At 36.0% G+C, this 24,871-nt stretch carries 22 protein-coding genes; 11 read left to right on the plus strand and 11 right to left on the minus strand.

Features of this window, described 5'->3' with window-relative positions; all coding sequences use genetic code 11:
• The first annotated feature begins 1 nt into the window (after position 1).
• Positions 2–955, plus strand: coding sequence for a methylenetetrahydrofolate reductase [NAD(P)H] (gene metF, locus V7S79_RS00395; RefSeq protein WP_459488395.1), 954 nt, complete (start codon positions 2–4; stop codon positions 953–955).
• A gap of 95 nt (positions 956–1,050) precedes the next feature.
• On the opposite strand, the gene V7S79_RS00400 is transcribed toward metF, so the two are convergent.
• Together V7S79_RS00400 and V7S79_RS00405 are read right to left on the minus strand one after the other, a co-directional pair.
• Positions 1,051–3,768, minus strand: a complete 2,718-nt coding sequence (locus tag V7S79_RS00400) for a hypothetical protein (RefSeq protein ID WP_459488397.1) — start codon at positions 3,766–3,768, stop codon at positions 1,051–1,053.
• A gap of 15 nt (positions 3,769–3,783) precedes the next feature.
• Positions 3,784–4,353, minus strand: coding sequence for an NUMOD4 domain-containing protein (locus V7S79_RS00405; protein ID WP_459488399.1), 570 nt, complete (start codon positions 4,351–4,353; stop codon positions 3,784–3,786).
• A gap of 107 nt (positions 4,354–4,460) precedes the next feature.
• Here V7S79_RS00405 and V7S79_RS00410 point away from each other — a divergent pair, with 107 nt between their 5' ends.
• On the plus strand, positions 4,461–4,817 hold the full coding sequence (locus V7S79_RS00410) for a CoA-binding protein (RefSeq protein WP_459488402.1): 357 nt from the start codon (positions 4,461–4,463) through the stop codon (positions 4,815–4,817).
• A 3-nt stretch (positions 4,818–4,820) separates the two neighbouring features.
• Here V7S79_RS00410 and purS read toward each other — a convergent pair whose 3' ends face one another.
• Genes purS through selD form a run of 6 tightly spaced genes read right to left on the minus strand, consistent with a single transcriptional unit; the run spans position 4,821 to position 8,989 of the window.
• Positions 4,821–5,072 (minus strand): phosphoribosylformylglycinamidine synthase subunit PurS, encoded by a 252-nt coding sequence (gene purS, locus V7S79_RS00415; RefSeq protein ID WP_459488404.1) that lies wholly within the window; start codon positions 5,070–5,072, stop codon positions 4,821–4,823.
• The gene (gene pssA, locus V7S79_RS00420) at positions 5,069–5,791 is read right to left on the minus strand and encodes a CDP-diacylglycerol--serine O-phosphatidyltransferase (protein WP_459488405.1); all 723 of its coding nucleotides are present in this window, start codon (positions 5,789–5,791) and stop codon (positions 5,069–5,071) included. Before pssA ends, purS begins: the two co-directional genes overlap by 4 nt.
• Position 5,792: 1 nt before the next feature.
• Positions 5,793–6,434 carry an MBL fold metallo-hydrolase gene (locus V7S79_RS00425; protein WP_459488407.1) on the minus strand — a complete coding sequence of 214 codons (642 nt, stop codon included), beginning with the start codon at positions 6,432–6,434 and terminating at the stop codon, positions 5,793–5,795.
• A gap of 45 nt (positions 6,435–6,479) precedes the next feature.
• Positions 6,480–7,184, minus strand: a complete 705-nt coding sequence (locus V7S79_RS00430; RefSeq protein ID WP_459488409.1) for an SAM-dependent methyltransferase — start codon at positions 7,182–7,184, stop codon at positions 6,480–6,482.
• Complete coding sequence (locus V7S79_RS00435) at positions 7,181–7,942, minus strand: alpha/beta fold hydrolase (protein WP_459488411.1); 762 nt, start codon at positions 7,940–7,942, stop codon at positions 7,181–7,183. Before V7S79_RS00435 ends, V7S79_RS00430 begins: the two co-directional genes overlap by 4 nt.
• Positions 7,943–8,989 (minus strand): selenide, water dikinase SelD, encoded by a 1,047-nt coding sequence (gene selD / locus V7S79_RS00440; RefSeq protein WP_459488414.1) that lies wholly within the window; start codon positions 8,987–8,989, stop codon positions 7,943–7,945. It abuts the gene before it with no gap.
• Positions 8,990–9,246: 257 nt separating this feature from the next.
• Here selD and V7S79_RS00445 point away from each other — a divergent pair, with 257 nt between their 5' ends.
• Entirely contained in the window at positions 9,247–12,585 is a 3,339-nt protein-coding gene (locus V7S79_RS00445; RefSeq protein ID WP_459488415.1) for a TonB-dependent receptor, read from the plus strand.
• A 212-nt stretch (positions 12,586–12,797) separates the two neighbouring features.
• Here the strand turns inward: V7S79_RS00445 and V7S79_RS00450 are convergent, their stop codons facing one another.
• From V7S79_RS00450 to tsaE, 3 genes are read right to left on the minus strand one after another with little or no spacing between them, the layout of a single operon-like run.
• Positions 12,798–13,199 (minus strand): hypothetical protein, encoded by a 402-nt coding sequence (locus V7S79_RS00450; RefSeq protein ID WP_459488416.1) that lies wholly within the window; start codon positions 13,197–13,199, stop codon positions 12,798–12,800.
• Between the two features lie 4 nt (positions 13,200–13,203).
• Entirely contained in the window at positions 13,204–14,427 is a 1,224-nt protein-coding gene (locus tag V7S79_RS00455; RefSeq protein WP_459488418.1) for an alanine dehydrogenase, read from the minus strand.
• The gene (gene tsaE, locus V7S79_RS00460) at positions 14,415–14,846 is read right to left on the minus strand and encodes a tRNA (adenosine(37)-N6)-threonylcarbamoyltransferase complex ATPase subunit type 1 TsaE (RefSeq protein ID WP_459488419.1); all 432 of its coding nucleotides are present in this window, start codon (positions 14,844–14,846) and stop codon (positions 14,415–14,417) included. Before tsaE ends, V7S79_RS00455 begins: the two co-directional genes overlap by 13 nt.
• 126 nt (positions 14,847–14,972) lie before the next feature.
• Here tsaE and V7S79_RS00465 point away from each other — a divergent pair, with 126 nt between their 5' ends.
• The 8 genes from V7S79_RS00465 (at position 14,973) to V7S79_RS00500 (ending at position 24,820) form a co-directional block, all read left to right on the plus strand.
• On the plus strand, positions 14,973–15,896 hold the full coding sequence (locus V7S79_RS00465) for a sugar phosphate isomerase/epimerase family protein (RefSeq protein WP_459488420.1): 924 nt from the start codon (positions 14,973–14,975) through the stop codon (positions 15,894–15,896).
• Positions 15,897–15,983: 87 nt separating this feature from the next.
• A complete protein-coding gene (locus V7S79_RS00470) occupies positions 15,984–17,318 on the plus strand; it encodes an amidohydrolase (RefSeq protein WP_459488422.1) in 1,335 nt (444 codons plus the stop codon).
• Between the two features lie 78 nt (positions 17,319–17,396).
• Positions 17,397–19,523, plus strand: coding sequence for a bifunctional aldolase/short-chain dehydrogenase (locus V7S79_RS00475; protein WP_459488424.1), 2,127 nt, complete (start codon positions 17,397–17,399; stop codon positions 19,521–19,523).
• A gap of 13 nt (positions 19,524–19,536) precedes the next feature.
• On the plus strand, positions 19,537–20,808 hold the full coding sequence (locus V7S79_RS00480; protein WP_459488425.1) for a TIM barrel protein: 1,272 nt from the start codon (positions 19,537–19,539) through the stop codon (positions 20,806–20,808).
• Between the two features lie 17 nt (positions 20,809–20,825).
• Positions 20,826–22,211, plus strand: coding sequence for an FGGY-family carbohydrate kinase (locus V7S79_RS00485; protein WP_459488427.1), 1,386 nt, complete (start codon positions 20,826–20,828; stop codon positions 22,209–22,211).
• Positions 22,202–22,918 (plus strand): (Fe-S)-binding protein, encoded by a 717-nt coding sequence (locus V7S79_RS00490; protein WP_459488429.1) that lies wholly within the window; start codon positions 22,202–22,204, stop codon positions 22,916–22,918. The genes V7S79_RS00485 and V7S79_RS00490 overlap by 10 nt, the downstream gene beginning before the upstream one ends.
• Complete coding sequence (locus tag V7S79_RS00495) at positions 22,911–24,272, plus strand: lactate utilization protein B (RefSeq protein ID WP_459488430.1); 1,362 nt, start codon at positions 22,911–22,913, stop codon at positions 24,270–24,272. Before V7S79_RS00490 ends, V7S79_RS00495 begins: the two co-directional genes overlap by 8 nt.
• Positions 24,269–24,820 (plus strand): LutC/YkgG family protein, encoded by a 552-nt coding sequence (locus tag V7S79_RS00500; protein ID WP_459488432.1) that lies wholly within the window; start codon positions 24,269–24,271, stop codon positions 24,818–24,820. The genes V7S79_RS00495 and V7S79_RS00500 overlap by 4 nt, the downstream gene beginning before the upstream one ends.
• Positions 24,821–24,871: the final 51 nt, after the last annotated feature.

A 24,871-nucleotide genomic window follows, 5' to 3' on the forward strand; every position in this document is an offset into this window, starting at 1 on the left:
TATGACAAAAATTACTCAATATTTAAACGAAGCCAAAGGTAAAACGCTTTTTTCCATTGAAATTATCCCTCCAATGAAGGGACAACATTTGGGTGAATTAATGTCGCATATTGAGCCATTGATGGAATTTAAACCACCATTCATAGAAGTTACCTACCATCGTGAAGAATACATTGAAAAATTAGTTGATGGTGTCATCAAACGAATTCCTATTCGTAAGCGACCTGGTACTTTAGGAATTTGTGCGGCCATTATGCAGAAATTTCAAGTGGAAGCGGTTCCTCATGTGATTTGTGGAGGTTTTACCACGGAAGAAACAGAGGATTTTTTAATCGACTTACATTATTTAGGTATTGAAAATGCCTTGATTTTACGTGGAGATCAAGAAAAAGGGGAGGAGAGATTTATCCCGAAACCTGGTGGACATGCTTATGCCAATGAATTGGTTCAGCAAGTTGCCAATATGAACAAAGGGATTTTATTGCATGAAGAAACCGAATCATTTCCGACTAATTTTTGCATTGGAGTAGCCGCTTATCCTGAGAAGCATTTTGAGGCTGTCTCGATGGAAGAAGATTTACGCTATTTAAAACAAAAAGTGGATGCAGGTGCCGATTATATCGTGACGCAGATGTTTTTTGACAATAAAAAATACTTTGATTTTGTAGATGCTTGTCGGGCAATCGGTATCAATGTTCCAATTATACCAGGAATAAAACCTTTGGCCACTGCCAAGCAATTGGATATTTTACCTTCTATTTTTCATTTAGAAATTCCTTCGGATTTATCCAAGGCTGTAAAAGCATGCGATAACAATGCTGCGATTAAGCAAGTGGGGATAGAATGGGCAGTAGCACAAGGAAAAGAATTGATAAAAGCTGGTGTGCCCGCTTTGCATTTTTATACCATGAGTAAATCAGATAGCGTTCGAGCAATTGCCTCAGCATTGTTTTAAAATTCAATTTTTAGAACTTGATTCTCCGTTTTTTATTCGTTGTGTCCTTTGTGTTTTGAAACCAATATTGATTAAAACACAAAGGCACAACGTATTTATTTGTTGTTTATTAATTCCTCCGCTTTCTTGTCTGCTTCCTCTAAAATAGCCTCGGCTTTTTTATCAGCTTCCATTTTGAGTTTGTCTGCTAATTTTTTGGCAGCGAATTGGGCAAGTGGATTTTTGGCTTCATTGACAATTCTATCCGCAGCTTGGTATGCTTCCTCTTTGAGTTTTTCGGCTGCCATTCTTGCTTCTTTTCTGATGTTTTCTGCCTGAATTTTAGCCGCTTGCTTGGCTTTGTCTATTTGTTTATTAGCTTCTGTTTTAAGAACATCCTTCACAGCTGAACTAGCTTGATTGTTACTGTTTTCATTCCCTCCTTGACTGATTCCTAGACTTACCAATGGCTTTTGAAAGGTGCCTTTGATCATAATACTAGGTTTTAGGGATTTTGTAATAGCATCTACGTTGATGCCCAAACCTAATTTGTCTAATTCCTTGTTTATCCCGTATTTAGCACCTTCAGATATCAAATTGTTGGGGATTTCTACACCTAATTGATAATTTAAACTTTGATCTAATCCATTGGATCCGCTTACATGGATCTTCCCTACATTGCTTTTTAATTGAAAAGGTTTCACTTTTAATCGACCATTGGATATTTGATAATTGATTTTTGTGGGCTGTAATACCAGATTTTTTAATGCTTGGAATTTGACCAATTCGGCTGTTTTGTTCAATACTTCTGAACCGTTCAAACTCACATTGACTAATTCCAATTCACCAATGCTTTGAATGGTATTCAAATTGGGCGACATATCTTCGTTTAAATTACTAATCAAGCTAAAATTTAAATTTATTTTTCCAGTAGCTGCAGAAGCGATAGGAAGCAATTTTTTGAAGGTTGAAAAATTTACAAATGCTTTAGGAATATCTAATTGTTGAATTTCAAAATTGATATTTGTCAATGGGTTTTTGTCGTATAAATTGCTGTAAAATCCATTGGCTACAAATGGCGATCCTAATAAATAGAAAGAAAATTCATCGAAATCAATTTTTTCTGGACTTAACTTCAAAGAACCTTTGGCAGATGTGATGTCAAAATTTTGATATTTGACACTTGCAATAGTTGATTTAATTGAGAAATCAATGTTTTTAGGCAAGCTCAATGCCTTTTGGGTTTTTACTGCTGCTGCTTGCGACGATTCATCTTTGGGCATGAACTGCATTAGTTCATCTATATTCAAGTTATTGGAATTTACAGTTAAATTTCCTCTTAAATTTTCGCCTTTTAGGAAATACAATAAGTAATTTTCTAGGTAACCTTTAGCTTCCACATCGCTTTGTCCAATCCTAGCTGTAAAGGCTTGTAATTCTAAGTTTTTTGAATTGAAATGTAATTGGGCTTTTGGGATTTGTATGGAAAATGTTGGTTCCAATGCGTTAAAATGGAATGCTTTGACTTGAATGTCGCCTTTGGCCATCCCTTGTCCATTTTTAAATTGACTTATTTTTCCATTTAAGGCAAAATTAGCTGCAATTTGTCCTTTTAATTTTTTGTTTTCTAAAGGGAATATTTTTTCTATTTCTTCCAAATTTACATTTCCAGACACATTGCTTTGGATGAATGGATCTGTCACGGGATTTTTTACCAAAAGATTCGCATGAATAGGTGAGTTGTTGATAGATAAATCGAATTTTTTCAGTTGAATTTCCGTATGATCGGGTTTTCCATCTGGATTATTTACTTGGAAATCTACTTGTACATTTTTTACACCTATATTTTTGGAATTGTATTGAAAAGCTCCATTGTTGACTTTTATTCCTAATCCGAAACCTGGATTTTCTTTTCCATTCATTTTGCCTTTCAAATGAGCCTGCAAAGCACCTTCTCCTTGTGCATTTAGCTCATTGAACGAGTTGGAATACATGCTTGGAATGAGCGATAAAAATTCCTTGAAGGGGCTTTTTTGGACGTTCAATTGTACATTCATGTCAATACTTGTATCTGGCATGGCTACCCAAGCATCCACTGAAATAGGTAATTCATTCAATAATAAGGTGTTTTTGCTAAAACTGAATTTCATTTTTTTGAAATCCATCTCTATCGGTGCGCTTAAGCTCGTCTTGATATTTGAAAGGTAGGTTTTACCCAAAAATTTCACTGTTAATTGTTCTACTTTGGTTTCTGTCGACAAAGTGAAAATATCCTGACTGAAATCTCCTTTTCCTTCGTGGTTTAAATTAGCTAATCGACTAGAAAATCCACGCAATTGGTCATCATAGAAAATGTTAGATTGACTGATTTGGTAGGAATTGATCTGTAAATCAATGGCTTGGCCCTCTGCTTGTGTAGGACTTTTTGTAGAATCTTTTTTCACAATATCCCAATTCATTTTACCTTGCGGGTTTACGATTAAATTGAAATTGGCTTCCTCTAATTGAATTGATTTTAGCGTAATTTTTTTGCTAATAAAATACGAAAACAACGGAATTTCGACTTTAACTTCTTTGATGCTAGCTAAGGTGTCTTTTTGGAATTCATTTTGACCAATGATTTGAATTTTTTCTACTCCCAATGTTAGTTGGGGGAAATTCGTCAATAGGCTTAAAGACGCATCTTGCCAATCGACCTTGGCATTTACTTTTTCATTCACCAAGGATTTTATTTTGCTTGAAATTTCATCTTTGTACATCCATGAAATACTGAAAGATGCAATGATGACAAATGTCAAAAGGCTAAATAAACTAATGATGATTTTTTTGAACATATTTTTTGAAAAATTTTAGTCTTCGAGCTTAACATGTTTCCAGTTTTCTCCAGACCTGATTCTGTTTAGTTGAGTATGCGTAATTCCAAATTGTTTGGCAATCATTTTAAAGCGATTTTTTTCTGACAAAAGCAGCTTTTTAATCATGATCACCTTACTCTCTGTCAATTTGTAATTTTTTGTTCTTTTAGGAACTACCTTATTAATGACAGCTGGGTTGTTTTTATTGTGTGAAGTTACTTCTGCTCTAGATCCCCAACGCAAATTGGTAAAATTATTGTTGAGTTTATCATGGTCTAGGTGTAGTACAAATTCATCTTCTTCCTTTTGTTTTTTTACAAATTGTTCAGCCACTAATTTGTGTACATATCTATTTATTGACTTTTGTTTATGCTTTATATTGAGTGAAAAATAACCTTGAATTTTTGATCCTGTGATTAATTTTCCATCCTTTGAGTTTTGAAAACTTTTGATACGTCCATAATTAGAAATTTCATAATGGATTTCATTTTCAAATTCAGGGAATTCAATTTTTTTCCAAACTTCATTCCAGAAGTTTTTAATAGTTGGCGAGTTGGTGTTCATAGTGGTAAAATGATTACAAAGAATCATTCCATTTTTAATTATTGAGTAGAAAATACCTTCAAATTTACTAAAATTCAGTTAATTTCAGGACTTAAATAGGAATTATTATGAGAGTTTTGGTCTATGGTGCTTCCACCAATCCTGAACGTTATGCGTTTATCGCAACGAATTTACTTCAATCGAAAGGACATGAAGTGGTTCTTGTCGGGCATCGTAAAGGGCAAGTCAACGGTGTTGATATTCAAACAGAAATGGTCGAGCAGGTTGATATAGATACAGTAACCTTGTATGTTGGTCCTAAAAATCAGGAAGGATTGTTGGATTATATTTTATCTGTAAAACCTCGAAGAGTGATTTTTAATCCAGGAACGGAAAATGAGCAACTCGAAAATGAATTGATACAAGCAGGGATTCAAGTAGAAGAGGCCTGTACGTTAGTCTTGTTACATACAGGCCAATTTTAAGGATTATTGTTGAATTAAAGTAAATTCAAATTCTTCCATAATTAAGTTCGCTAATAATTTCTTACAAGCATTTGTTACAATTTCATTGGCTTCCGCTTCGCTCGCTGCCTCTAATTGCAATTGGATATGCTTTCCAATTCGAACATCTGCTACTTGGTGGATGTCTAAGTTTTGTAAGCCAATACGAACTGCTTTTCCTTGCGGATCAAGAATTTCTTTTTGTGGCATTACATTGATTTCAGCTATAAACTTCATTTTGTATTTATATTAAGTAAAGAAATTATTCCAGATAATAAGATATAAGAAACTACTAAGATTGGTAAAGCTGCAAATTTAAGCAATATCAACAAGCCTACACAATAAAGTAGAAAAATGTATTTGATTTGATTCGTTTTCCAGTCCCACGTCTTGAATTTAAATGCCATTAGAGGTAATTCAGAAACGAGCAAGTAGCTCATTATCACTGCATAAATCAATAATCCTTTGAATTGCAATATCCAATCTTTGTATTCAGGTTGAAACACAATGATCAGAGGCAAGGAGGCAATTAGGAGTCCATTGGCTGGCGTTGGTACTCCAATAAATTGATCGGTTTGTCTTGTGTCCACATTGAATTTTGCCAAACGATAGGCGGAAGCTAGAGCAAGCAGAAACACCAATAATGGCTTGTAAAAACCAAATAGGCCAATGGTACATTGAGTTCCACAACTTGATTCTACTAAATTAAATAGGATGAAAGCGGGTAAAACACCAAAAGAAACCATATCTGCCAAAGAATCTAATTCTTTTCCAATATCTGAATAAGCATGCAAAAGTCTGGCTAAAAATCCGTCTAGGAAGTCGCAAACCAATGAAATAAAAATGGTATAGGAGGCCCACAAAACATTTCCTTGCATGACAAAATACAATCCCAAGCAACCTGCTAACAAATTACCAAGGGTTAATAAATTGGGAATTTCTTTTTTTAAGCTCATTTTATCCTTTTATGAATGGGTTGTGTATTTTTTCTTCACCAATACTCGTTTTTACTCCGTGTCCTGGGTATACTTCAGTTGGGTCAGGTAAAGTATATAATTGGGTACGAATACTGTTCATTAAATCACTATGGCTACAAAGTGGAAAATCAGTTCTTCCTACACTTCGTCTAAACAAAACATCTCCTGCAATTAATTTATTTTCCTTTTCAAAATACAAAGCCACATGCCCCGGCGCATGACCTGGAACAAACAAGATGTTGATTTTCATTTCACCAAATTCCAGAACTTCATTATCAGTATACCAATTATCTACTTCCGCAGCTTGATAATGAGGAAAACCATATACTTGTGCTCGATTGGCCGCATCATTCAAAATAACTGCTTCTTTGGGATGCAAATAGAAAGGTATTTTGTATTCTTTTTTGACAAAATCGATACCCAATACATGATCGATGTGCGCGTGTGTATTTAAAATCGCTTGTAATTGAATGTTATTTTCGCTGATAAAATGCTTTAATTCTTGTCTTTCTTCGTAACTGTAACAACCTGGATCTACGATGATACCTACTCCATTATTGTCCCAAACGACATAGGTGTTTTCTTGAAATGGATTGAAACAAAATGTTTTGAATTGAAGCACTTTTGAGAAATTTAAAAACAAAAATAAGAGAATTCACTTAATAGCTTAACATCCTAGCAGGAATATACAAGGTTTTTTATGCAAATCAGGTTTAATTTTAGACCATTCCAAAGCTGTTTTGGTTTGAGTAAAACCACCTTCGCCTTGAATGTTGCAGGCAATATGAATCAATTGATTTCCAGGGCAATGACTTAATAGATCTTCCAAAAGGGCATTGTTACGATAAGGTGTTTCAATGAAAATTTGCGTTTGGCCCGATTTTTGAACTTCTTTATTCAGTTGTTCAATGTTTTTGATTCGCGCCGTTTTGTCGATTGGCAAATAACCATGAAAGCAAAAACTTTGACCTGAGAATCCAGAGGCCATCAAGGAAAGTAGGATAGAAGAGGGGCCTACCAATGGAATTACCTCAATGCCTAATTCTTGAGCAATACTTACTGCCAAAGCTCCAGGATCTGCAACGCCAGGGCAACCCGCTTCAGAAATTACTCCGATTAGCTCTGTGTTTAGATTTAAATGTTTTTTGAGAAATTGTTGAATGCTCGATTTTTGACTGTCTTTGTCTAAAATCTCAAATTCAAGAGATTCAATATTTAAACCCAATTTCAATTCACTGATAAATCTTCTTGCCGTTCGAACATTCTCAACCAAAAAATGTTGCGTTTGTGAAACATAGTTTCTAATTTCTAAAGGAAGAACCTCATTGGCCGTATTTTCAGCGATGGGACAAGGAATCAATACAAGTTTCATAAAATTTCTTCTAATGCTTGAACAAATAATTCGGGTTGATCCGCTTGTACCCAATGTCCTGCGTTGGGGATTTCAATCAATTCAAAATTGGGAAATAATTCAGCAATATAACGGTGGTCCTCCGCTTGAATATAATGTGAATCGGCTCCTTTGATGAAAAATGTAGGAGTATCGGAATGATTTTTGACGAAAAGTTCATGTCCCACCACATCGATATTTTCCGTAATGACTTTCAAATTAATTCTCCATGCAAATTGTTGTTCCGAATTTCGGTAGAGATTTTTTAATAAAAATTGTCGAACACCTTCTTTTTCCTCAAATCTTTTTAAATGTTCATTGGCTTCTGTTCTGCTAGCTAAAGTAGCTAGATCAATACTATTGAGTCCCGCTAATATTTGCGTATGGTGTACCGGGTAGAATTTGGGGGCAATATCCACCACAATAATCTTTTGGGCAATTTCTGGGTAATTTAAATCAAATTGCATGACCACTTTTCCTCCCATGGAATGGCCGATAATGATGGGCTTGTTTAATTGATGATCTTGGATGAATTCCAATAAATCTTCCGCCATTACTTGGTAGTTGAACTCATCTGACCACGGCGATTGACCATGGTTTCTTTGATCTACTAAATAGACTTGGTATTTTTCAGATAATGCCTTGGCAATTCCCAGCCAATTGTCTGAAGATCCAAAAATTCCATGTAAAATAACCAACGCAGGGCCATGTTCCCCTACTTTTCTAAAGTATAATTTCATTTATTGTAGATAAATCGCTTTTTCTTTTTGAGGAATTGTCTGACCAATAAGAGGTAAATTTAAATTATTTGCATGCATAAAACTTTCAAATTCGTTTTTGAATGCAGCATCCACAGCTATTAATAAGCCACCAGAAGTTTGAGGATCAGCACCAATTAATCGATTTCTATCTGAAATTTCTTCTTGAATGCGATGTCCATAACTTGCCCAATTTCGGGAAGTGCCACCAGGGAAACATTTTTGTTCTAAATAATGGTCGATATTGGCCAATAAAGGTAAATTTTCGATGGTTATTTCTGCACTCACATTCGAGCCATCACACATTTCAACCAAATGGCCAAATAAACCGAAGCCTGTTACGTCAGTTAATGCTTTTACATAAGAAAGTGGACCTAGTTTTTCACCCAAACTATTAAGGGTGCTCATTTGATTAACCGCCGCTGCTAAATCCTCAGCTTGAACAATGCCTCTTTTTTGTGCTGTGGTTAAAATACCCACTCCCAAAGGTTTAGATAGATATAATAAGCAATGATCATTTGCTTGATCATTTTGTTTCAAATGGTCTTTTTTGACTTTCCCAGTTACTGCTAAACCAAAAATGGGTTCAGGAGAATCGATGGAATGGCCACCCGCCAAAGGAATGCCAGCTTCCGCACAAGCCGCTCTACCACCCTCTAATACTTTGGCAGCAATTTCCGGTGCTATTTTCTCAATGGGCCAACCAAGAATGGCAATGGCCATCAAAGGTGAGCCTCCCATGGCATATATATCAGATATTGCATTTGTCGCAGCAATTTTGCCAAAATCAAAAGGATCATCCACGATGGGCATAAAAAAGTCAGTCGTTGAAATCACTGCTTCCCCATTTTGCCAATCAAATACCGCCGCATCATCTCTACTTTCATTGCCTACAAGCAAGAGCGGATGATTTTTTTTGGGTGTATCAGTTTTAAGGATGGTATCAAGTATTTGTGGGGAAATTTTACAACCACATCCAGCACCGTGCGAATAGGAAGTTAACTTAATCGGATTGGGTTCTTTTGACATTTGATTCTATATAGACTACAAAATTATTCTTTAAATAGTTAAAAATTATGTTTTTGTTAAATTTTAGAAGAAAATAGGAATAAAAAATGGTCAATAATTTATTTATGGATGATTGTTTGTGGCTTTTATCCTAAATATCAGTCATTTAGTGCTAAAATAGTAAATAATTGTTTGGGTGAGTTTTTGGAGTATTTGATTTTTTAAGTTTATTTTGTGGTTTAATTATTCAAATCAATTTATAACTAAATTCCAAATTTATGCAGAAAAGATTTATTACTCATTCTGTGTTGCTAGGAGCGTTTTTTGCGCTTTTAATGGCATTACCCCTGGGGCAAGTGTTCGCTCAAGGTTCTACTACTGCCGCTTTAGCGGGTACAGTATTAGATGAAAAGGGAGAAGGATTACCAGGTGCGACTGTTATAGCTGTACACGAACCAACTGGTTCGAGATATGGTGCATCTACGCGTGCTGATGGACGTTACAACATTGTTAATATGCGTGTTGGAGGTCCTTACAAAGTAACTGTTACTTTTATCGGTTACAAAGAGGCCGTTCAAACGGGTGTAGTTTTAACCTTGGCTCAAGAACTTCGCCAGAATTTCAAATTAGAAGTAAATCAATCTCAATTGGAAGAGGTTAAAGTTGTTGCTTCTCGTAGTTCTATCATTAACTCGGGACGTACGGGAGCTGCTACAACGGTTGGTAATAACCAAATTACGACTTTGCCTACTTTGAACCGTTCATTAGGAGATTTCGCTCGTTTAGATCCTCGTGCAAATGGTTTAAGTTTCGCTGGTCGTAATTCATTGTATAACAACGTTACAGTGGATGGTGCTTATTTTAACAATGCTTTTGCATTATCTTCTACGATTGGTGGTCAAGCAAATGCTTCTCCTATCTCAGTAGATGCGATTGATCAATTCCAAGTATTGGTTGCTCCTTATGACGTTCGTCAAGGAATGGCAACAGGTGCTAACATCAACGTAGTTACGAAGTCGGGAACAAATGATTGGACGGGTTCTGGATACTATTTTGGTACTGATCAAGGCTTAGTAGGTAATAAAATTGGTGAAGTAACCAATCAATATGGAAACTTTGCAAGAGGTCAATTTGGTGGTCGTATCGGTGGTGCTATCATCAAAAATAAATTATTTGTTTTTGGATCATTTGAACAAGAAAAACAAACTCAACCGGGATCTACTTGGGTAGCTACGCGCCCTGGATCAACTGCAGCTAATCAATCGATTGCTACAGCAGCTGATTTAGATCGTTTGAAAGAATTCTTGAAGACAAAATACAATTATGATCCAGGTGCTTACGAGAATTGGGACAAAGAAAACTATTCTCAAAAAGTTAATTTACGTTTAGATTGGAATATTTCTGACAAACATAAATTAAATGTTAAGTATAATTATTTACGTTCTTATTCAGATCAAAACCCATCTGGTTCAGGATCATTAAGTAATCAAGGACGTGCGGCAACTTCTCAAATCTTGCCTTTCCAAGGTTCAATCTACAGAATTAACAATAACTTAGATTCTTACATTGCTGAATTGAATTCAACTTTCAGTAGTTCAGTTGCTAATAACTTAACGGTTGGATATACTCAGATGCGTGATTATCGTGAATCTCCAGTAAATAATACACCATTCCCTACTGTTGATATCGGAAATAATAATAAAAATGAGTTAACTACTTTTGGTTACGAGCCGTTTTCAGCTAATAACTTATTGAATTCTGATATTTTCCAAATTTCAGATAACTTAACTATTTATAAAGGTAAAAACGTGTATACGGTGGGTGTTGCTTATGAAAATAATGCATTCAAAAACGGTTTTGCACCTAACTATTATGGTGGTTACCAATTTAATTCGATTGATGATTTTATCAATTCAGCATCTACAGGTTCTGTAAAAGGTATTTATCAATATCAAATCCAATATGCCAATTATGCTGAATTTCCATTTGCAGAGATGAAAGGAAGTACAACTTCTGGATATATTCAAGATGAGATTTCTGCAGCAAAAGGTTTGAAATTAACATTTGGCTTACGTGCTGATATGACTTCATTCCCATCTTTTGATGATCCAAAGTACAACAATACATATGTGCCATCTTTAACTTTCCGTGATGGAGTAAAATTACAAACTAATAAGTTTCCAGATCCAACGGTTTTATGGTCTCCTCGTTTCGGGTTTAACTGGGATGTGAAAGATGATAAGCAAACTCAAATCCGTGGTGGTGTGGGTGTGTTCTCAGGTCGTGTTCCTTATGTTTGGTTATCTAACCAATTGTCTAACAATGGAGTGTTGTTTAGTTCAGAATCAACTGCGAATCCAACAAATCGTCCATTTGATCCAGATGTAAATAAATATCGTCCTCCAGTACCTTCAACTATTCTACCTACTTCTTACAACTTAGCTGTTACGGATCCAAACTTTAAATTTTCTCAAGTTTTCAGATCAAACTTGGCTTTAGACAAAAACTTAGGAAATGGATGGATTATTGGTTTAGAAGCGATCTATACAAAAGATATCAATGCAGTTTATTTGGAAAACGTAAACTTACCAAATTCTACAGTGAAGGCTGTTGGAGCTGATAATAGAACTATTTATTGGACTGCAGTTAATGGTATCCCAACAAATACTGCTTACAATAGAATTTATGGTAATAATATCAAAGGTGTAAACGTGCCAGCAGATGGAAAAAATACAGCTGCTAGTCCAAACATCTCTGATGCTATTTTAATTAAGAATACAGATTTAGGTTATTCTTATGCATTGACAGCAACAGTTTCTAAAGCGTTTGATAATGGATTGTTTGCTTCTCTTTCTTACACTAATTCAGATTCTCGTTCAGTAAATGATGGAGGTTCAATCGCTCAATCACAATGGAGAGATCGTTATGTAGTGGGAGATCCAAATGCGAATGTAATGTCATATTCTTCTTACATGCAAGCACATCGTATCAATGCTTATGGTTCATACCGTTTGAATTATTTGAACGAAAAAGCTAGTACAACATTTGGATTTACTTATTCAGTAGCACCAGCAGGTCGTTTCTCATACATTTATTCAGGTGATATGAACGGAGATAGTCAATCAAACGATTTGATTTACATCCCACGTGGTCAATCTGAAATCATGTTTAAAGATTTAGTTGTAGGTTCTACTACTTATTCTGCAGCGCAACAATGGTTAGATTTAGATAAATTTATCTCGAATGATCCATATTTAAGTGGTCGTCGTGGTCAATATGCAGAGCGTAACGGTGCTGAATTACCTTGGCAAGCAAGTTTTGACTTCAAAGTAATCCAAGATTTTTATATCAATGTAGGTGGTAAGAAAAATACCTTACAATTCACATTAGACGTATTTAACTTCGGTAACTATGTGAGTCCACAATGGGGCTTAGGTCAATCTGCTATCCGTACAGGTTTATTAACATTCACAGGTAATGATGCAGCTACTGGAAAACCAGTATTTCAATTCCCTTACCGTTCTGGTACAACTCCATTAACAGAATCATTCCAACGTAACTTTGGTTTAGGTTCTAGATGGCAAGCTCAATTTGGTATCCGTTATATCTTTAACTAAGATAGATACCCATTCAAATAAAAAAGGCTGATCGAAAGATCAGCCTTTTTGTTTTTTAAAGAGAGATAAGAGATGTATGATGTATGATGTATGATGTAAGAATTCTACATTCCTAATTCTACATTTCATCTTTAAATTTAATTTCTTACCTCTTACCTCTTACCTCTTACCTCTTACCTCTTACCTTTTACCTCTTACATCTTACATCAGTTTCATTCCTCCGGAAACGGGATAAAAACAAAATTGGTGAATTGCCCATCTACCACAAAAAGGCAACAAAACTCTTCGATGTCTTTGTAGTTCTGAATAAACAACTCTACATTTTCTAAAGAAATCAAATTTCTTTGAACAAATTCTTCCAACATAGAAGCGTGATAATTCCACTTGTTACCATTTAATTCTCCTACACCAATTAATTTTTGCCCGATATCAATCACTCTTTGTGAGGTTACAAAAATGGGATAATCGGAAAATCCCCTTTTTTTGATTTGGTAGGAGGCTTCTTTTAAGGGTTCTGCTACAATGGCAAAATCACTGGAAATTAATCCCAGATATTTTCCATTTAAATCCGGTGAATTGGGTGCGTTAGATATTGCTTGATAATCTTCGATCATAATTTTAACCTTTACTTAGTAATAATAATTGAATGTCTTTTACAGGTTTGTTGAACAATGAACCAATGTTTTTTTGTGTAACATAACCTTTGTAACAATAAATTCCTTTCATAAACGATTTACCTTGCCAAAGCATTTCTTCAATGCCACCCGTCTTTCCCGCTTTTAGTAGAAAAGAGGTGATTAAATTGCTGATTGCCAAACTGGAGGTCTTACCCACTTTCGAAGCAATATTCGGTACACAATAATGGATAATATCGTATTTGGTATAGATGGGATTCGCTAAAGTGGTGATTTCCGAAGTTTCAAAACAACCTCCTTGGTCTATGCAAACATCCATAATTAAGGTGCCTGGATTTAAATTACTCACCATTTCTTCTGTTACAATACAGGGTGTTACTCCATTTTCCGATCGTAATGCTCCAACAATTACCTGTGCATTTTGGAGTGCATAAGCCAAATTTTCTGAATCAATTACTTGGGTGATAATCGGAAAACCTATGGCTTGTTTTAGCCTTTGTAATTTATAAATGTCTTTGTCAAAAACTTGTACCTGAATACCAGCATGCCAAGCAGCCTTTGCAACTTGTTCTACTACTTGTCCAGACCCTAATAAGACCATATTAATGGGAGGAACACCCGTCACATTTCCCAATAAGGTGCCTGCAATTTGTTGAGAACTCAAAATATGGCTTGCGATAGGTAAGAGAAGCTGTCCAGCAATTTCTGCCATCATGCGGACAAAAGGTAAACCACCTCCATTATCTTCCACATACTCTAAACCAATGGCCATCAATTTTTTTTGATTGATTTTATCAATGATTTTTGCGTTCAAAGTGCTGTAATTAGCACATGAAATAAGACAGATTTCTGGCTTGCAAAATTCTAATTCCAATAATGTGGGGGCTGCAATTTTGATGACTACTTCACTTTGCCAAATTTGATCCGAATCATTGGTTACTGATGCGCCAGCCAATAAATAATCGGCATCACTGAATCCTGCGCGGGTGCCTGCATTCGATTCAAGGATGATTTCATGGCCATTCAAGGTAAGGAGTTTGACTGCCTCTGGACTCAAAGCAACTCTATTTTCATGGATGGATGCTTCCATAGGAATACCGATCCGTATGCTCGACGAATTTTGTTTATTCCAAGACATTGCTTCCAAGGGTGCAATTCCTTGATGTGCAAGTAATTCCTGAAAAGGGTTCAAATCTATTCCTGACATTCTAATGCTAATTTTCTATGCGATTGATCAATTGCTTCAATGATAAAATTGGTGTGCGGGATATCCCAAAGTTCTTCGGCTTGTTCAGGCCATTCGATTAAACAAATATTCCCTGAATCTAAATATTCCTCTATTCCAATTTCTAAAGCTTCTTGAACATTTTTCAATCGGTATAAATCGAAATGATAAATGGTTTCACCATTCTTTGTAAGATATTCATTGACCAATGAAAAAGTGGGGCTTTGTACATGATGATTTACGCCCAATTGTTGGCAAATTTCTTTAATAAGTGTGGTTTTGCCTGCACCCATTTGTCCTCTAAACAACCAAATTGTATGTAATTCATTTTTGGTCATCAGTAATTCTTTTACTACTTGATGAATTTGATCTAAATTGTAAGAAGGCCAGCTTTTCAACATTGTTGTCAATTAAAAGGCGAAGTTAAAAACTAAATTCCATTTATTGAATTAATAATTTATGCCAAAAAGTGTAAATATTTGAATAAGAATTTTAATTTTACTTTCTTATTATTAAACCAATTTAGTATGAAATCAACTCGTCGTTCTTTTTTGCAAAAAGGAGCTTTGTTTTTAGGCGCTGGCGCTTTAGGCTCTACAGCTTTCAAAGCATTAGCTAATGCAAAATCAAAAAAAATAGTAGGTGTTCAGTTATATTCCATTCGTGAAGACATGAAAGCAGATCCATTAGGAACTTTGCAACAATTGTCTAAAATGGGATATAAACATTTAGAACATGCGAATTACGTAAATCGTAAATTTTATGGTTGGTCTGCCCAAGAATTCAGAAAAGTTTTGGATGATTTGGGTTTTAAAATGCCAAGTGGACATACCGTTTTAGGGAAACCCCATTGGGATGAGGCTAAAAAAGATTTTACGGATCTTTGGAAATATACGGTTGAAGATGCTGCCGTTTTAGGTCAAGAAATCGTAATTAGCCCTTCTTTAGATTCTTCTATCCGTAAGTCTACCAGCGATTTTAAACGTTACATGGATATTTTTAACAAGTCGGGTGAATTATGTAATAAATTCGGCATGCGTTTTGGATACCATAATCACGATTTTGAATTTTCAGAAAAATTAGATGGTGTAACGCTTTTTGATTTAATCCTTACTAACACAGATCCTAAATTGGTTACGCAACAATTGGACATTGGTAATATGATCAATGGAGGAGGTGTACCGGGTGAAATTTTGAAAAAATACCCAGGTCGTTTTATCTCTATGCACGTGAAGGATGAAATTCCAGCAGCAGCAGGACATGGCGAGAAATACGAAAGTACCATTTTGGGAAAAGGTATTATCAGTGTGCTTGATATGGTAAAATTGGGTGACACTTTAGGTGGAACGAAGCACTTTATCATTGAACAAGAATCTTATCAAGGTTTGAAGCCATTAGATTGTGTGAAACAAGATTTAGAAATCATGAAAAATTGGGGATATTCTTCTTAAATTTGGATTGAAAATGATAGAAGAGAAGGGACGTATGTTCCTTCTCTTTTTTATGCCACGGATTTATACAGCTTGAACTCCTATAAAATGAAACGATTTATAAAATTTTGCATTGTTTTGGTCTTTTGCTCGACTTCTTTGTTCGCTCAAAGCAATTTAAAGCCCATTTTTATTCAAAAAGCAGATGCGTTGAAAGAGCAAGTAATAGCCTGGCGTCGCGATTTTCATGAGCATCCTGAATTAGGAAATCAAGAATTTCGAACAGCGGCCATTGTGGCGAAGCATTTGAAAAGTTTAGGGATTGAAGTGCAAGAAAAGGTGGCTTTTACTGGAGTTGTTGGCGTTTTAAAAGGAGGAAAATCAGGTCCAGTTGTTGCTTTGAGAGCTGATATGGACGGTTTGCCTGTGACGGAAAGAGGAGATTTGCCATTTAAATCGAAAGTCGTGACTGATTTTAATGGACAAAAAACTGGTGTTATGCATGCTTGTGGTCACGATAGTCATGTAGCAATTTTAATGGCTGTCGCGCAAATTTTAAGTTCAGAAAGAGCCAATCTAGCAGGGACAGTAAAATTTATTTTTCAACCTTCCGAAGAAGGTGTTTATGATTCAAAAGGAGAGAAAATAGTTTCAGGAGCCGAGTTGATGGTCAAAGAAGGGGTGTTAGAAAATCCAAAAGTAGATGCCATTTTTGGTTTGCACATTGAATCTGGAGTTGATTTAGGAGTTATTGAGTATCGACCTGGTGCAACCATGGCTGCTGTGGATCAATTGAATATCAAAGTAAATGGAAAACAAGCGCATGGAGCCAATCCATGGATGGGAGTAGATCCTATTGTTATTTCTTCTCAAATTGTGATGGGTTTACAAACCATAGTTAGTCGAAATGTAAACATTACGCAAGATCCTGCCATTGTTACTGTAGGTGCAATTCATGGGGGTATTCGACAAAATATTATTCCTGAGTCTGTTCAAATGATCGGTACGATTCGGACTTTCGGTAAAGAACAAAGAGAATTGGTGCACAAGAGAATCAAAGAAATTGCTACTAATATGGCAGTCAGTGGCGGTGCTACAGCTGATGTGACTATCGGAACAGGTTATCCGGTCACTTATAATCAACCCGAATTGGTTGAAAAAATGTTGCCAACTTTGCAAGCATTAAATACGAAAGAAAAGGTTCGTCAAATTCCTGCTCATACGGGTGCTGAGGATTTTAGCTTTTTCCAAGAGAAGGTCCCAGGTTTCTTTTTCTTTTTAGGAGCTAGACCGAAAAATAAATCTGCATTGGAGGTAGCTGCGCATCATACTCCCGATTTTTATTTAGATGAATCTGAATTTCAAGTAGGAGTGAAGGCTTTAAGTCTTTTAGTGCTTGATTATTTTGAAATGAATAAACCAATTTCCAAGTTGAAAAAATAGAAAATAATTGGCTATCCTTATTTAAAATAGGATTGTTCAGCTGATTAAAGAAATTATTTTTGTTAAAAAAAAGAAGCAATGTCATCAAGAACGTATAAGCATGTATCCTATTTATGGGACGATGAAAAAGCCAAAGCTTTGGCAGGTAATGAAGTAGATTTATTTATCTACCGTTCCAATATTTTAGGAGCAGATTTGCGAATTACCAATTATGGAGGAGGAAACACTTCTGTTAAAATAAGCGATAAAGATCATTTGACGGGAGAAGCGACTGAAGTGATGTGGATCAAAGGTTCGGGTGGAGATATTGGAACATTAAAAAAATCAGGATGCGCTGCTTTGTATTTAGAAAGATTAAGAAATTTAGAAAAAGTATATAGAGGCTTGGAACATGAGGATGAAATGGTTGAATTATTCAATCATTGCATTTTTGATTTGAACTCAAAAGCTCCATCCATTGATACACCATTACATGGATTTTTACCTTTTAAACACATTGATCACCTTCATCCTGACGCGGCCATTGCGATTGCAGCAGCAGCAGATGGAGAGAAAATCACAGAAGAGTTATTTGAAGGGCAAATTGGTTGGGTACCTTGGCAACGTCCAGGTTTTGACTTAGGCTTGCAATTGCGTGCCTGTTTAGAAAAATCTGCTGCCAAAGGAATTCAGTTGAAAGGTATCATGTTAGGTTCTCATGGATTATTTACTTGGGGAGATACTTCTTACGATTGCTATTTGAATACGCTGGATATCATTGAAAAATGTGCCGAATATATTGCTCAAAATGAGGGAAAAAATAGACCCGTTTTTGGTGGCCAACGCGTAACAAGTTTAGATCCAGAAGCACGTAAAAAGCAAGCGGCTGCAATAGCGCCTATTTTAAGAGGTTTTTGTTCTTCTTATGTTCAAATGATTGGACATTTTTCTGATGATGAGCGTATCTTACAATTCATTAATTCGAATGATATTGATGTTTTGGCTCCTATGGGTACTTCTTGTCCAGACCATTTTTTAAGAACAAAAATTTCTCCATTGGTTTTAAAATTGAAGCCCAATGAAGATTTAAGTGATTTAGATGCGATCAAGGCAGTTTTATTACCTGAGTTTGAAGCATATCGTGCAATGTACTCAGACTATCATGCAACTTGTAGGCGTTCCAATAGTCCAGCGATGCGTGACCCAAATCCGGTAGTTATTTTATACCCAGGAGTTGGAATGTTTACCTTTGCCAAAGATAAACAGACATCTCGCGTTGCAAATGAATTTTATTTGAATGCTATCAACGTGATGCGTGGTTCTGAAGCAATTTCAAAGTACACTTCTCTGCCACGTCAAGAAGCATTTGATATCGAATATTGGTTATTAGAGGAGGCTAAATTGCAAAGAATGCCGAAGCCTAAACCTTTGTCTGGCCGTGTTGCTTTTGTTACAGGTAGTGCCGGAGGAATTGGCAAGGCAATCGCTAAAAAAATGGCTCAAGAAGGTGCTTGTGTGATGTTGAATGATGTGAATCCTGATCGCTTAAAAGAGGCATCTGCTGAATTTGCCGCTTTATTTGGGAAAGATTCAGTGGCTACAACCATTGCGGATGTAACCAATGTAGAATCAATTCAGGCTGCCATTGCTGCTACTTCCTTGGCTTTTGGTGGTGTTGATTTGGTGGTTAATAATGCTGGAATTAGTATTTCAAAAGGTATTTTAGAACATACGATGTCTGATTGGGATAAATTGTATGATATTTTAGTTAAAGGTCAATTTATCGTGAGTCAAGCGGCAGTAGCTGTCATGCGTCAGCAAAATTTAGGAGGAGATATTGTTAATATAGTTTCTAAAAATGCATTTGTGGCTGGTCCGAACAACGTTGGATATGGTTCTGCAAAAGCAGCCCAAGCTCACTTTACACGCTTATTAGCGGCTGAATTAGGCCCTGATCATATTCGTGTTAATACCGTTAATCCAGATGCTGTTATCGCCGATTCCAATATTTGGGCAGGCGGATGGGCAGAAGGCCGTGCGAAAGCCTACGGTATCAAAGTAGAAGAATTACCTGCTTTTTATGCAAAACGCACTCTCCTAAATGAATCAATCTTGCCGGAAGATATTGCGAATGCATGTTTCGCTTTTGTTGGTGGTTTATTAGGTAAATCTACAGGTAATGCTTTAAATGTAGATGGTGGTGTTGCAGCAGGATTTTTAAGATAATTGAAGTAGAGAAATGAATTTAAAAGATCAAATAAGTAGTCAAAATAGCCAATTAATCGAATCGCATGACAGAAAATTGGCATTTTTAAAGTCAGAAGTTGACGTTCCAAAGGGTTTGATTCAACAACTTAAAGACTTCCAAATTGCAATTCCTTCTTGGGCCTTAGGGACAGGTGGAACTCGATTTGGCCGTTTTTCGGGTGGTGGGGAACCTAGAAATTTGGAAGAAAAAATTGAAGATGTGGGTTTATTACACGCATTAAATCAATCTTCTGGCGCTATTTCTTTACATATTCCTTGGGATATTCCTCAAGATGCTAACCAAATTAAAAATTTAGCGGCTCAGCATGGCTTAGCTTTTGATGCTGTTAATTCAAATACTTTCCAAGATCAAGCTGGACAAGCGCATAGTTACAAGTTTGGTTCTTTGCAACATAGCAATCAAGCAACTCGTAAACAAGCTATCCAACACAATATTGAAGTAATTCAGCATGGAATTGAATTAGGTTCTAAGTCCTTAACAGTTTGGTTATCAGATGGTTCTTGTTTTCCTGGGCAATTGAATTTTCGCAAGGCTTATCAAAGAACGGTTGAAAGTTTACAAGAAATTTACGCCGCTTTACCTAGCGATTGGAAATTGTTTTTGGAATATAAAGCCTATGAACCCAATTTTTATTCAACAACAGTCGGTGATTGGGGACAATCGTATTCTATGGTGAATAAATTGGGTGAAAAAGCATTGACCTTAGTTGATTTAGGACACCATTTGCCCAATGCAAATATTGAACAAATTGTTGCTTTGTTATTGATGGAAGGTAAATTGGGTGGTTTCCATTTCAATGACTCCAAATATGGTGATGATGATTTGACAGCAGGTTCTATCAAGCCTTATCAATTATTCCTCATTTTCAATGAATTGGTGGAAGGGATGGATGCTCGTGGGATGAATCATGCCAAAGATTTAGGTTGGATGATCGATGCTTCACACAATGTGAAAGATCCATTGGAAGATTTGCTACAATCCGTAGAAGCTATTCAATTAGCTTATGCACAAGCACTTATGGTGGATCGTAAGGCTTTAGAAGCCGCTCGTGATTCCAATGATGTGGTGGCTTGTCAAGAAATTTTGCAAGCAGCATTTAGGACTGATTTGCGCCCATTGGTTGCGCAAGCACGTTTAGAATTAGGTGGAGCCTTAAATCCAATGTCATTGTATCGTTCTGAAAATGTACGTGGGCAATTAATCAAGGTTAGAGGAGAAAAAACCCAAGCAACTGGTTTATAAACGAAAATTTGGATTCCATGAAAATACCAGTAATTGCCATTTTTGATATTGGGAAAACCAATAAAAAAGTGTTTTTATGGAATCAATCTTATCAAATTGTTTACGAAAAATCAATCAATTTCGACGAAATCATCGATGAAGATGGTTTTGCTACGGAAAATTTGTCTGCCGTTGTTCAATGGGTAAAAGAGATCTTTTCGGAACTCTTGCAATCTGAGCAATTTGAAATTAAGGCTTTGAATTTTTCTGGATATGGCGCTAGTATCGTATATGTCGATGAAAATGGAGATGCCAATTTGCCTTTGTACAACTATTTGAAACCATTTCCTTCGGAACTTTCTTCCAACTATTATTCAACATACGGAGCAAAGGAATTAATTGCCCAAGAAACCGCTTCTCCCGTTTTAGGACATTTGAATTCTGGGATGCAGGTTTATTCTATCAAGTATTTGAAACCTGAGAAATGGAATCAAATCAAATGGGTGCTGCATTGGCCTAATTTTTTATCTTCGCTTTTTACTCATCAATTTTATGCTGAATTAACTTCCATTGGTTGTCATACACAATTATGGGATTTTAGTAAAAATGATTACCACAAGTGGGTGTATAGTGAAAAAATCGATGAAAAATTACCTCCTTTGGTTGAAGGAACAAAAACCTTCCCTTTGGCATTGGGTAATAAAAATATACCAGTAGGGGCAGGCTTGCATGATTCTTCTTCTGCTTTATTTCCTTATTTGAGTAGTGTAAAAGAGGAGTTTATTTTGATTTCTACGGGTACTTGGTGTATTTCATTGCATCCATTTAATTCCACTTTACTGACAGATGTAGAATTGCAAAATGATGTGTTATGTTTTATGCAAATGGATGGAAAACCAGTGAAAGCATCTCGTTTGTTTGCAGGAAATGAGCATGAAATACAAACGAAAAGGCTCGAAAAGCATTTTTCTGTTCCACCAAAATCGCATAAGAATGTTCAATATAATGATCATTGGTTATCCATTTTTCAGGAACAATTGAAAAAAACGATGCCTTCGCTGAAAGAAGCAAATATGGATTTTCTTTTAAATTCAGGATTTGATCAAAGAAATTTAGCTGATTTTTCAAGTTATGAAGAGGCATATCACCAATTGATGGTCGATTTGATGATTCAACAGATTTATTCCTTACGTTTGGTGTTTGATACAAAACCTGTAAAAAAGATTTTAGTAGATGGAGGATTTAGTCATAATGAAATTTATATGAATTTCTTAGCAAATACATTTGATGGTGTGGAGGTTTATGGTGCAGAAGTGGCCCAAGCAAGTGCTTTAGGTGCTGCTTTAGCCATTCATTCTGCTTGGAATGATCAAGTTATTCCTACTAATTTGGTACAATTGAAAAGGTTTTTACCATGCGAGTAGCCCTATTTGTCCCTTGCTATATTGATCAATTTTACCCCCAAGTAGCGATTGCTAGTCTTGAGTTACTGGAAAAATTGGGATGTGAGGTTGTGATACCTGAAAATCAAACTTGCTGTGGCCAGCCCATGGCAAATTCTGGCTTTGCCAATACTACGGAAGGTTGTGATACTAATTTTACACATAATTTTGAAGGATTTGATTACATCGTAGGACCTTCTGGTTCTTGTATTTTACATATAAAAGAGCATCATCCTTCTGAAAAAATTCGTAATTCTGTCTTCGAAATTTGTGAATTTTTAACGGATGTTTTGAAAGTAAATTCACTTTCTGCAACATTTCCGCACAAAGTCGGTTTACATCAAAGTTGTCACGGACAAAGAGGATTGGGATTAAGTTCGATGTCTGAATTAAATGCCCCAGCTTTTACCAAAGTTTCTAATTTATTGGATTTAGTGGAAGGAGTTCAGTGGGTTTATCCAAGGAGAAAAGATGAGTGTTGTGGTTTTGGTGGTACTTTTTGTGTTTCAGAAGAAGCGGTTTCTGTGAAAATGGGAAAAGATCGCATCCAAGAGCACGCTGATAATGAAATCGAATATATTACAGGGACGGATACCTCTTGTTTAATGCACATGGAAGGTATTTTGCGTCGCCAAAATTCAAACATTAAGGTTATTCATATTGTTGAAATATTAAATTCACATGCTTAGTCATTCAGAAGCTTCCGAGAAATTTATTGCTGATGAGGAAAGAACCAATTGGCATGATGAAACCTTGTGGTTTGTTCGTTCCAAAAGGGATATTGCTAGCAAGAACGTAGATGATTGGGAGAGATTGAGAAATCAAGCTTCAGCCATCAAAGACTATACTTTGTCGAATTTAGGAGAGTTGTTGGTTCAATTTGAATCCAATGCACAAGCCAATGGAGTTGAAGTACATTGGGCGAAAGATGCAGCTGAATTAAATCAAATTGTTTTATCCATTGCGAAGGAACAAAACGTTCAAGCCATTGTTAAAAGCAAATCGATGCTGACGGAGGAGTGTCATTTGAACGATTTTTTAGCAAAAAATGGGATTGATGTAGTGGATACTGATTTAGGAGAAAGAATTGTTCAGTTCAGAAATGAAGCACCCAGCCACATTGTTTTGCCAGCTATTCACTTAAAAAAAGAAGATGTTGGAGAAACTTTTCATCAACATTTGGGAACTCCAAAAGGAAATAAAGATCCACAATTTTTGACAGAAGCTGCTCGTCAGCATTTAAGAGAGAAATTTTTGACTTCTAAGCTGGCTATTACAGGAGTCAATTTTGCTATTGCAAATACAGGTGAATTTGTGGTTTGTACCAATGAGGGAAATGCAGATATGGGTGCTCATTTGGCAGATGTTCATATTGCCTGCATGGGAATCGAAAAAGTAATTCCAAGAAGAGAAGATTTAAGTGTTTTTCTTCGATTATTAGCCAGAAGTGCTACTGGTCAATTGATTACAACTTATTCTAGTCATTTTGCCAAACCTCGGAAAGGCCAAAAAATGCACATTGTTTTGTTGGATAATGGTCGAACGAGGCAATTGGCTCAAGATGAATACCGTAATTCCTTGAAATGTATTCGTTGTGCGGCTTGTTTTAATACTTGTCCGGTTTATCGTAGAAGTGGTGGTCATAGTTATCATCAACCCGTAGCTGGACCTATTGGATCTATTTTAGCTCCTAATTTTGATAAAAAAGCCAATGCAGATTTGCCTTTTGCCAGTACTTTGTGTGGTAGTTGTTCCAATGTTTGTCCAGTGAAAATCAATATCCATGAGCAATTGTGGTTCTGGCGACAAGATTTAATGAAGGAAGGCTTAGCACCTTTGTCGAAGAAAATTGGAATGCAAGGAATGGCATGGGTTTTGGCTCATCCGAAAGTTTACCAAATCATGGGTAAATTTTTACGTAATTTGATGAAAATTTTCCCTTTTGCTACGAACAATGGATTGAATCCTTGGTATAAACAAAGAGAAATGCCTGAAGTTCCGAAACAAAGTTTTCAAGAATGGCTTAAAGCGAATCGAAAATGAAAAGTAGAGAAGAAATACTCAACGCGATAAAAGCTGTTTCAAGTCAAAAGCTTGAAATGCCAAATTCTTATATGCCAGATGCTACTGTTGCAGATATATACGGGCAATTTTTAGCTTCTTTAAAAACGGTAGGAGCGCATTATGTTGAGGTAAATACAAAAGATGAGGCTAGTGTTGCTTTGGATCAATTATTTTCTTCAGTTGAGCGATATCAACAATTAGAAAGGGTTGAGGATGGTCTGAGTTTAGCAGAGGTAGAAGTGTTGGAAATAAATGGGCAATTTGGTGTTGCTGAAAATGGGGCTATTTGGTTAGATGAGGGTGATTTCCCACATCGGGTGGCACCTTTTATTTGTCAGCATTTGGTCATTCATTTGAAAGCGGAAAACGTAGTTGCTCATTTGCATGAGGCTTATATTAAGGTAGAAAAGGCGAGTACTGGATTTGGTTTGTTTTTATCTGGACCTTCCAAAACGGCTGATATTGAGCAATCTTTGGTTATTGGAGCACATGGTGCCAGGAGTTTAGTGGTTATTATTTATCAATAGTGGTTTTTATAAATTAGTGGTATTGTATTAATAAATTGAGAGTAGTTTAAA

Source organism: Aquirufa sp. ROCK-SH2 (genome assembly GCF_054558315.1).

Coding starts and splice junctions, on each gene's coding strand:
- V7S79_RS00475 (WP_459488424.1), top strand. CDS start 17,397: ATGTCATCAAGAACGTATAAGCATGTATCCTATTTATGGGACGATGAA.
- V7S79_RS00500 (WP_459488432.1), top strand. CDS start 24,269: ATGAAAAGTAGAGAAGAAATACTCAACGCGATAAAAGCTGTTTCAAGT.
- V7S79_RS00410 (WP_459488402.1), top strand. CDS start 4,461: ATGAGAGTTTTGGTCTATGGTGCTTCCACCAATCCTGAACGTTATGCG.
- V7S79_RS00435 (WP_459488411.1), bottom strand. CDS start 7,942: ATGAAATTATACTTTAGAAAAGTAGGGGAACATGGCCCTGCGTTGGTT.
- metF (WP_459488395.1), top strand. CDS start 2: ATGACAAAAATTACTCAATATTTAAACGAAGCCAAAGGTAAAACGCTT.
- V7S79_RS00450 (WP_459488416.1), bottom strand. CDS start 13,199: ATGATCGAAGATTATCAAGCAATATCTAACGCACCCAATTCACCGGAT.
- pssA (WP_459488405.1), bottom strand. CDS start 5,791: ATGAGCTTAAAAAAAGAAATTCCCAATTTATTAACCCTTGGTAATTTG.
- V7S79_RS00430 (WP_459488409.1), bottom strand. CDS start 7,184: ATGAAACTTGTATTGATTCCTTGTCCCATCGCTGAAAATACGGCCAAT.
- V7S79_RS00400 (WP_459488397.1), bottom strand. CDS start 3,768: ATGTTCAAAAAAATCATCATTAGTTTATTTAGCCTTTTGACATTTGTC.
- V7S79_RS00485 (WP_459488427.1), top strand. CDS start 20,826: ATGAAAATACCAGTAATTGCCATTTTTGATATTGGGAAAACCAATAAA.
- selD (WP_459488414.1), bottom strand. CDS start 8,989: ATGTCAAAAGAACCCAATCCGATTAAGTTAACTTCCTATTCGCACGGT.
- V7S79_RS00405 (WP_459488399.1), bottom strand. CDS start 4,353: ATGAACACCAACTCGCCAACTATTAAAAACTTCTGGAATGAAGTTTGG.
- V7S79_RS00490 (WP_459488429.1), top strand. CDS start 22,202: ATGCGAGTAGCCCTATTTGTCCCTTGCTATATTGATCAATTTTACCCC.
- purS (WP_459488404.1), bottom strand. CDS start 5,072: ATGAAGTTTATAGCTGAAATCAATGTAATGCCACAAAAAGAAATTCTT.
- V7S79_RS00495 (WP_459488430.1), top strand. CDS start 22,911: ATGCTTAGTCATTCAGAAGCTTCCGAGAAATTTATTGCTGATGAGGAA.
- V7S79_RS00480 (WP_459488425.1), top strand. CDS start 19,537: ATGAATTTAAAAGATCAAATAAGTAGTCAAAATAGCCAATTAATCGAA.
- V7S79_RS00470 (WP_459488422.1), top strand. CDS start 15,984: ATGAAACGATTTATAAAATTTTGCATTGTTTTGGTCTTTTGCTCGACT.
- V7S79_RS00455 (WP_459488418.1), bottom strand. CDS start 14,427: ATGTCAGGAATAGATTTGAACCCTTTTCAGGAATTACTTGCACATCAA.
- V7S79_RS00445 (WP_459488415.1), top strand. CDS start 9,247: ATGCAGAAAAGATTTATTACTCATTCTGTGTTGCTAGGAGCGTTTTTT.
- tsaE (WP_459488419.1), bottom strand. CDS start 14,846: ATGTTGAAAAGCTGGCCTTCTTACAATTTAGATCAAATTCATCAAGTA.
- V7S79_RS00465 (WP_459488420.1), top strand. CDS start 14,973: ATGAAATCAACTCGTCGTTCTTTTTTGCAAAAAGGAGCTTTGTTTTTA.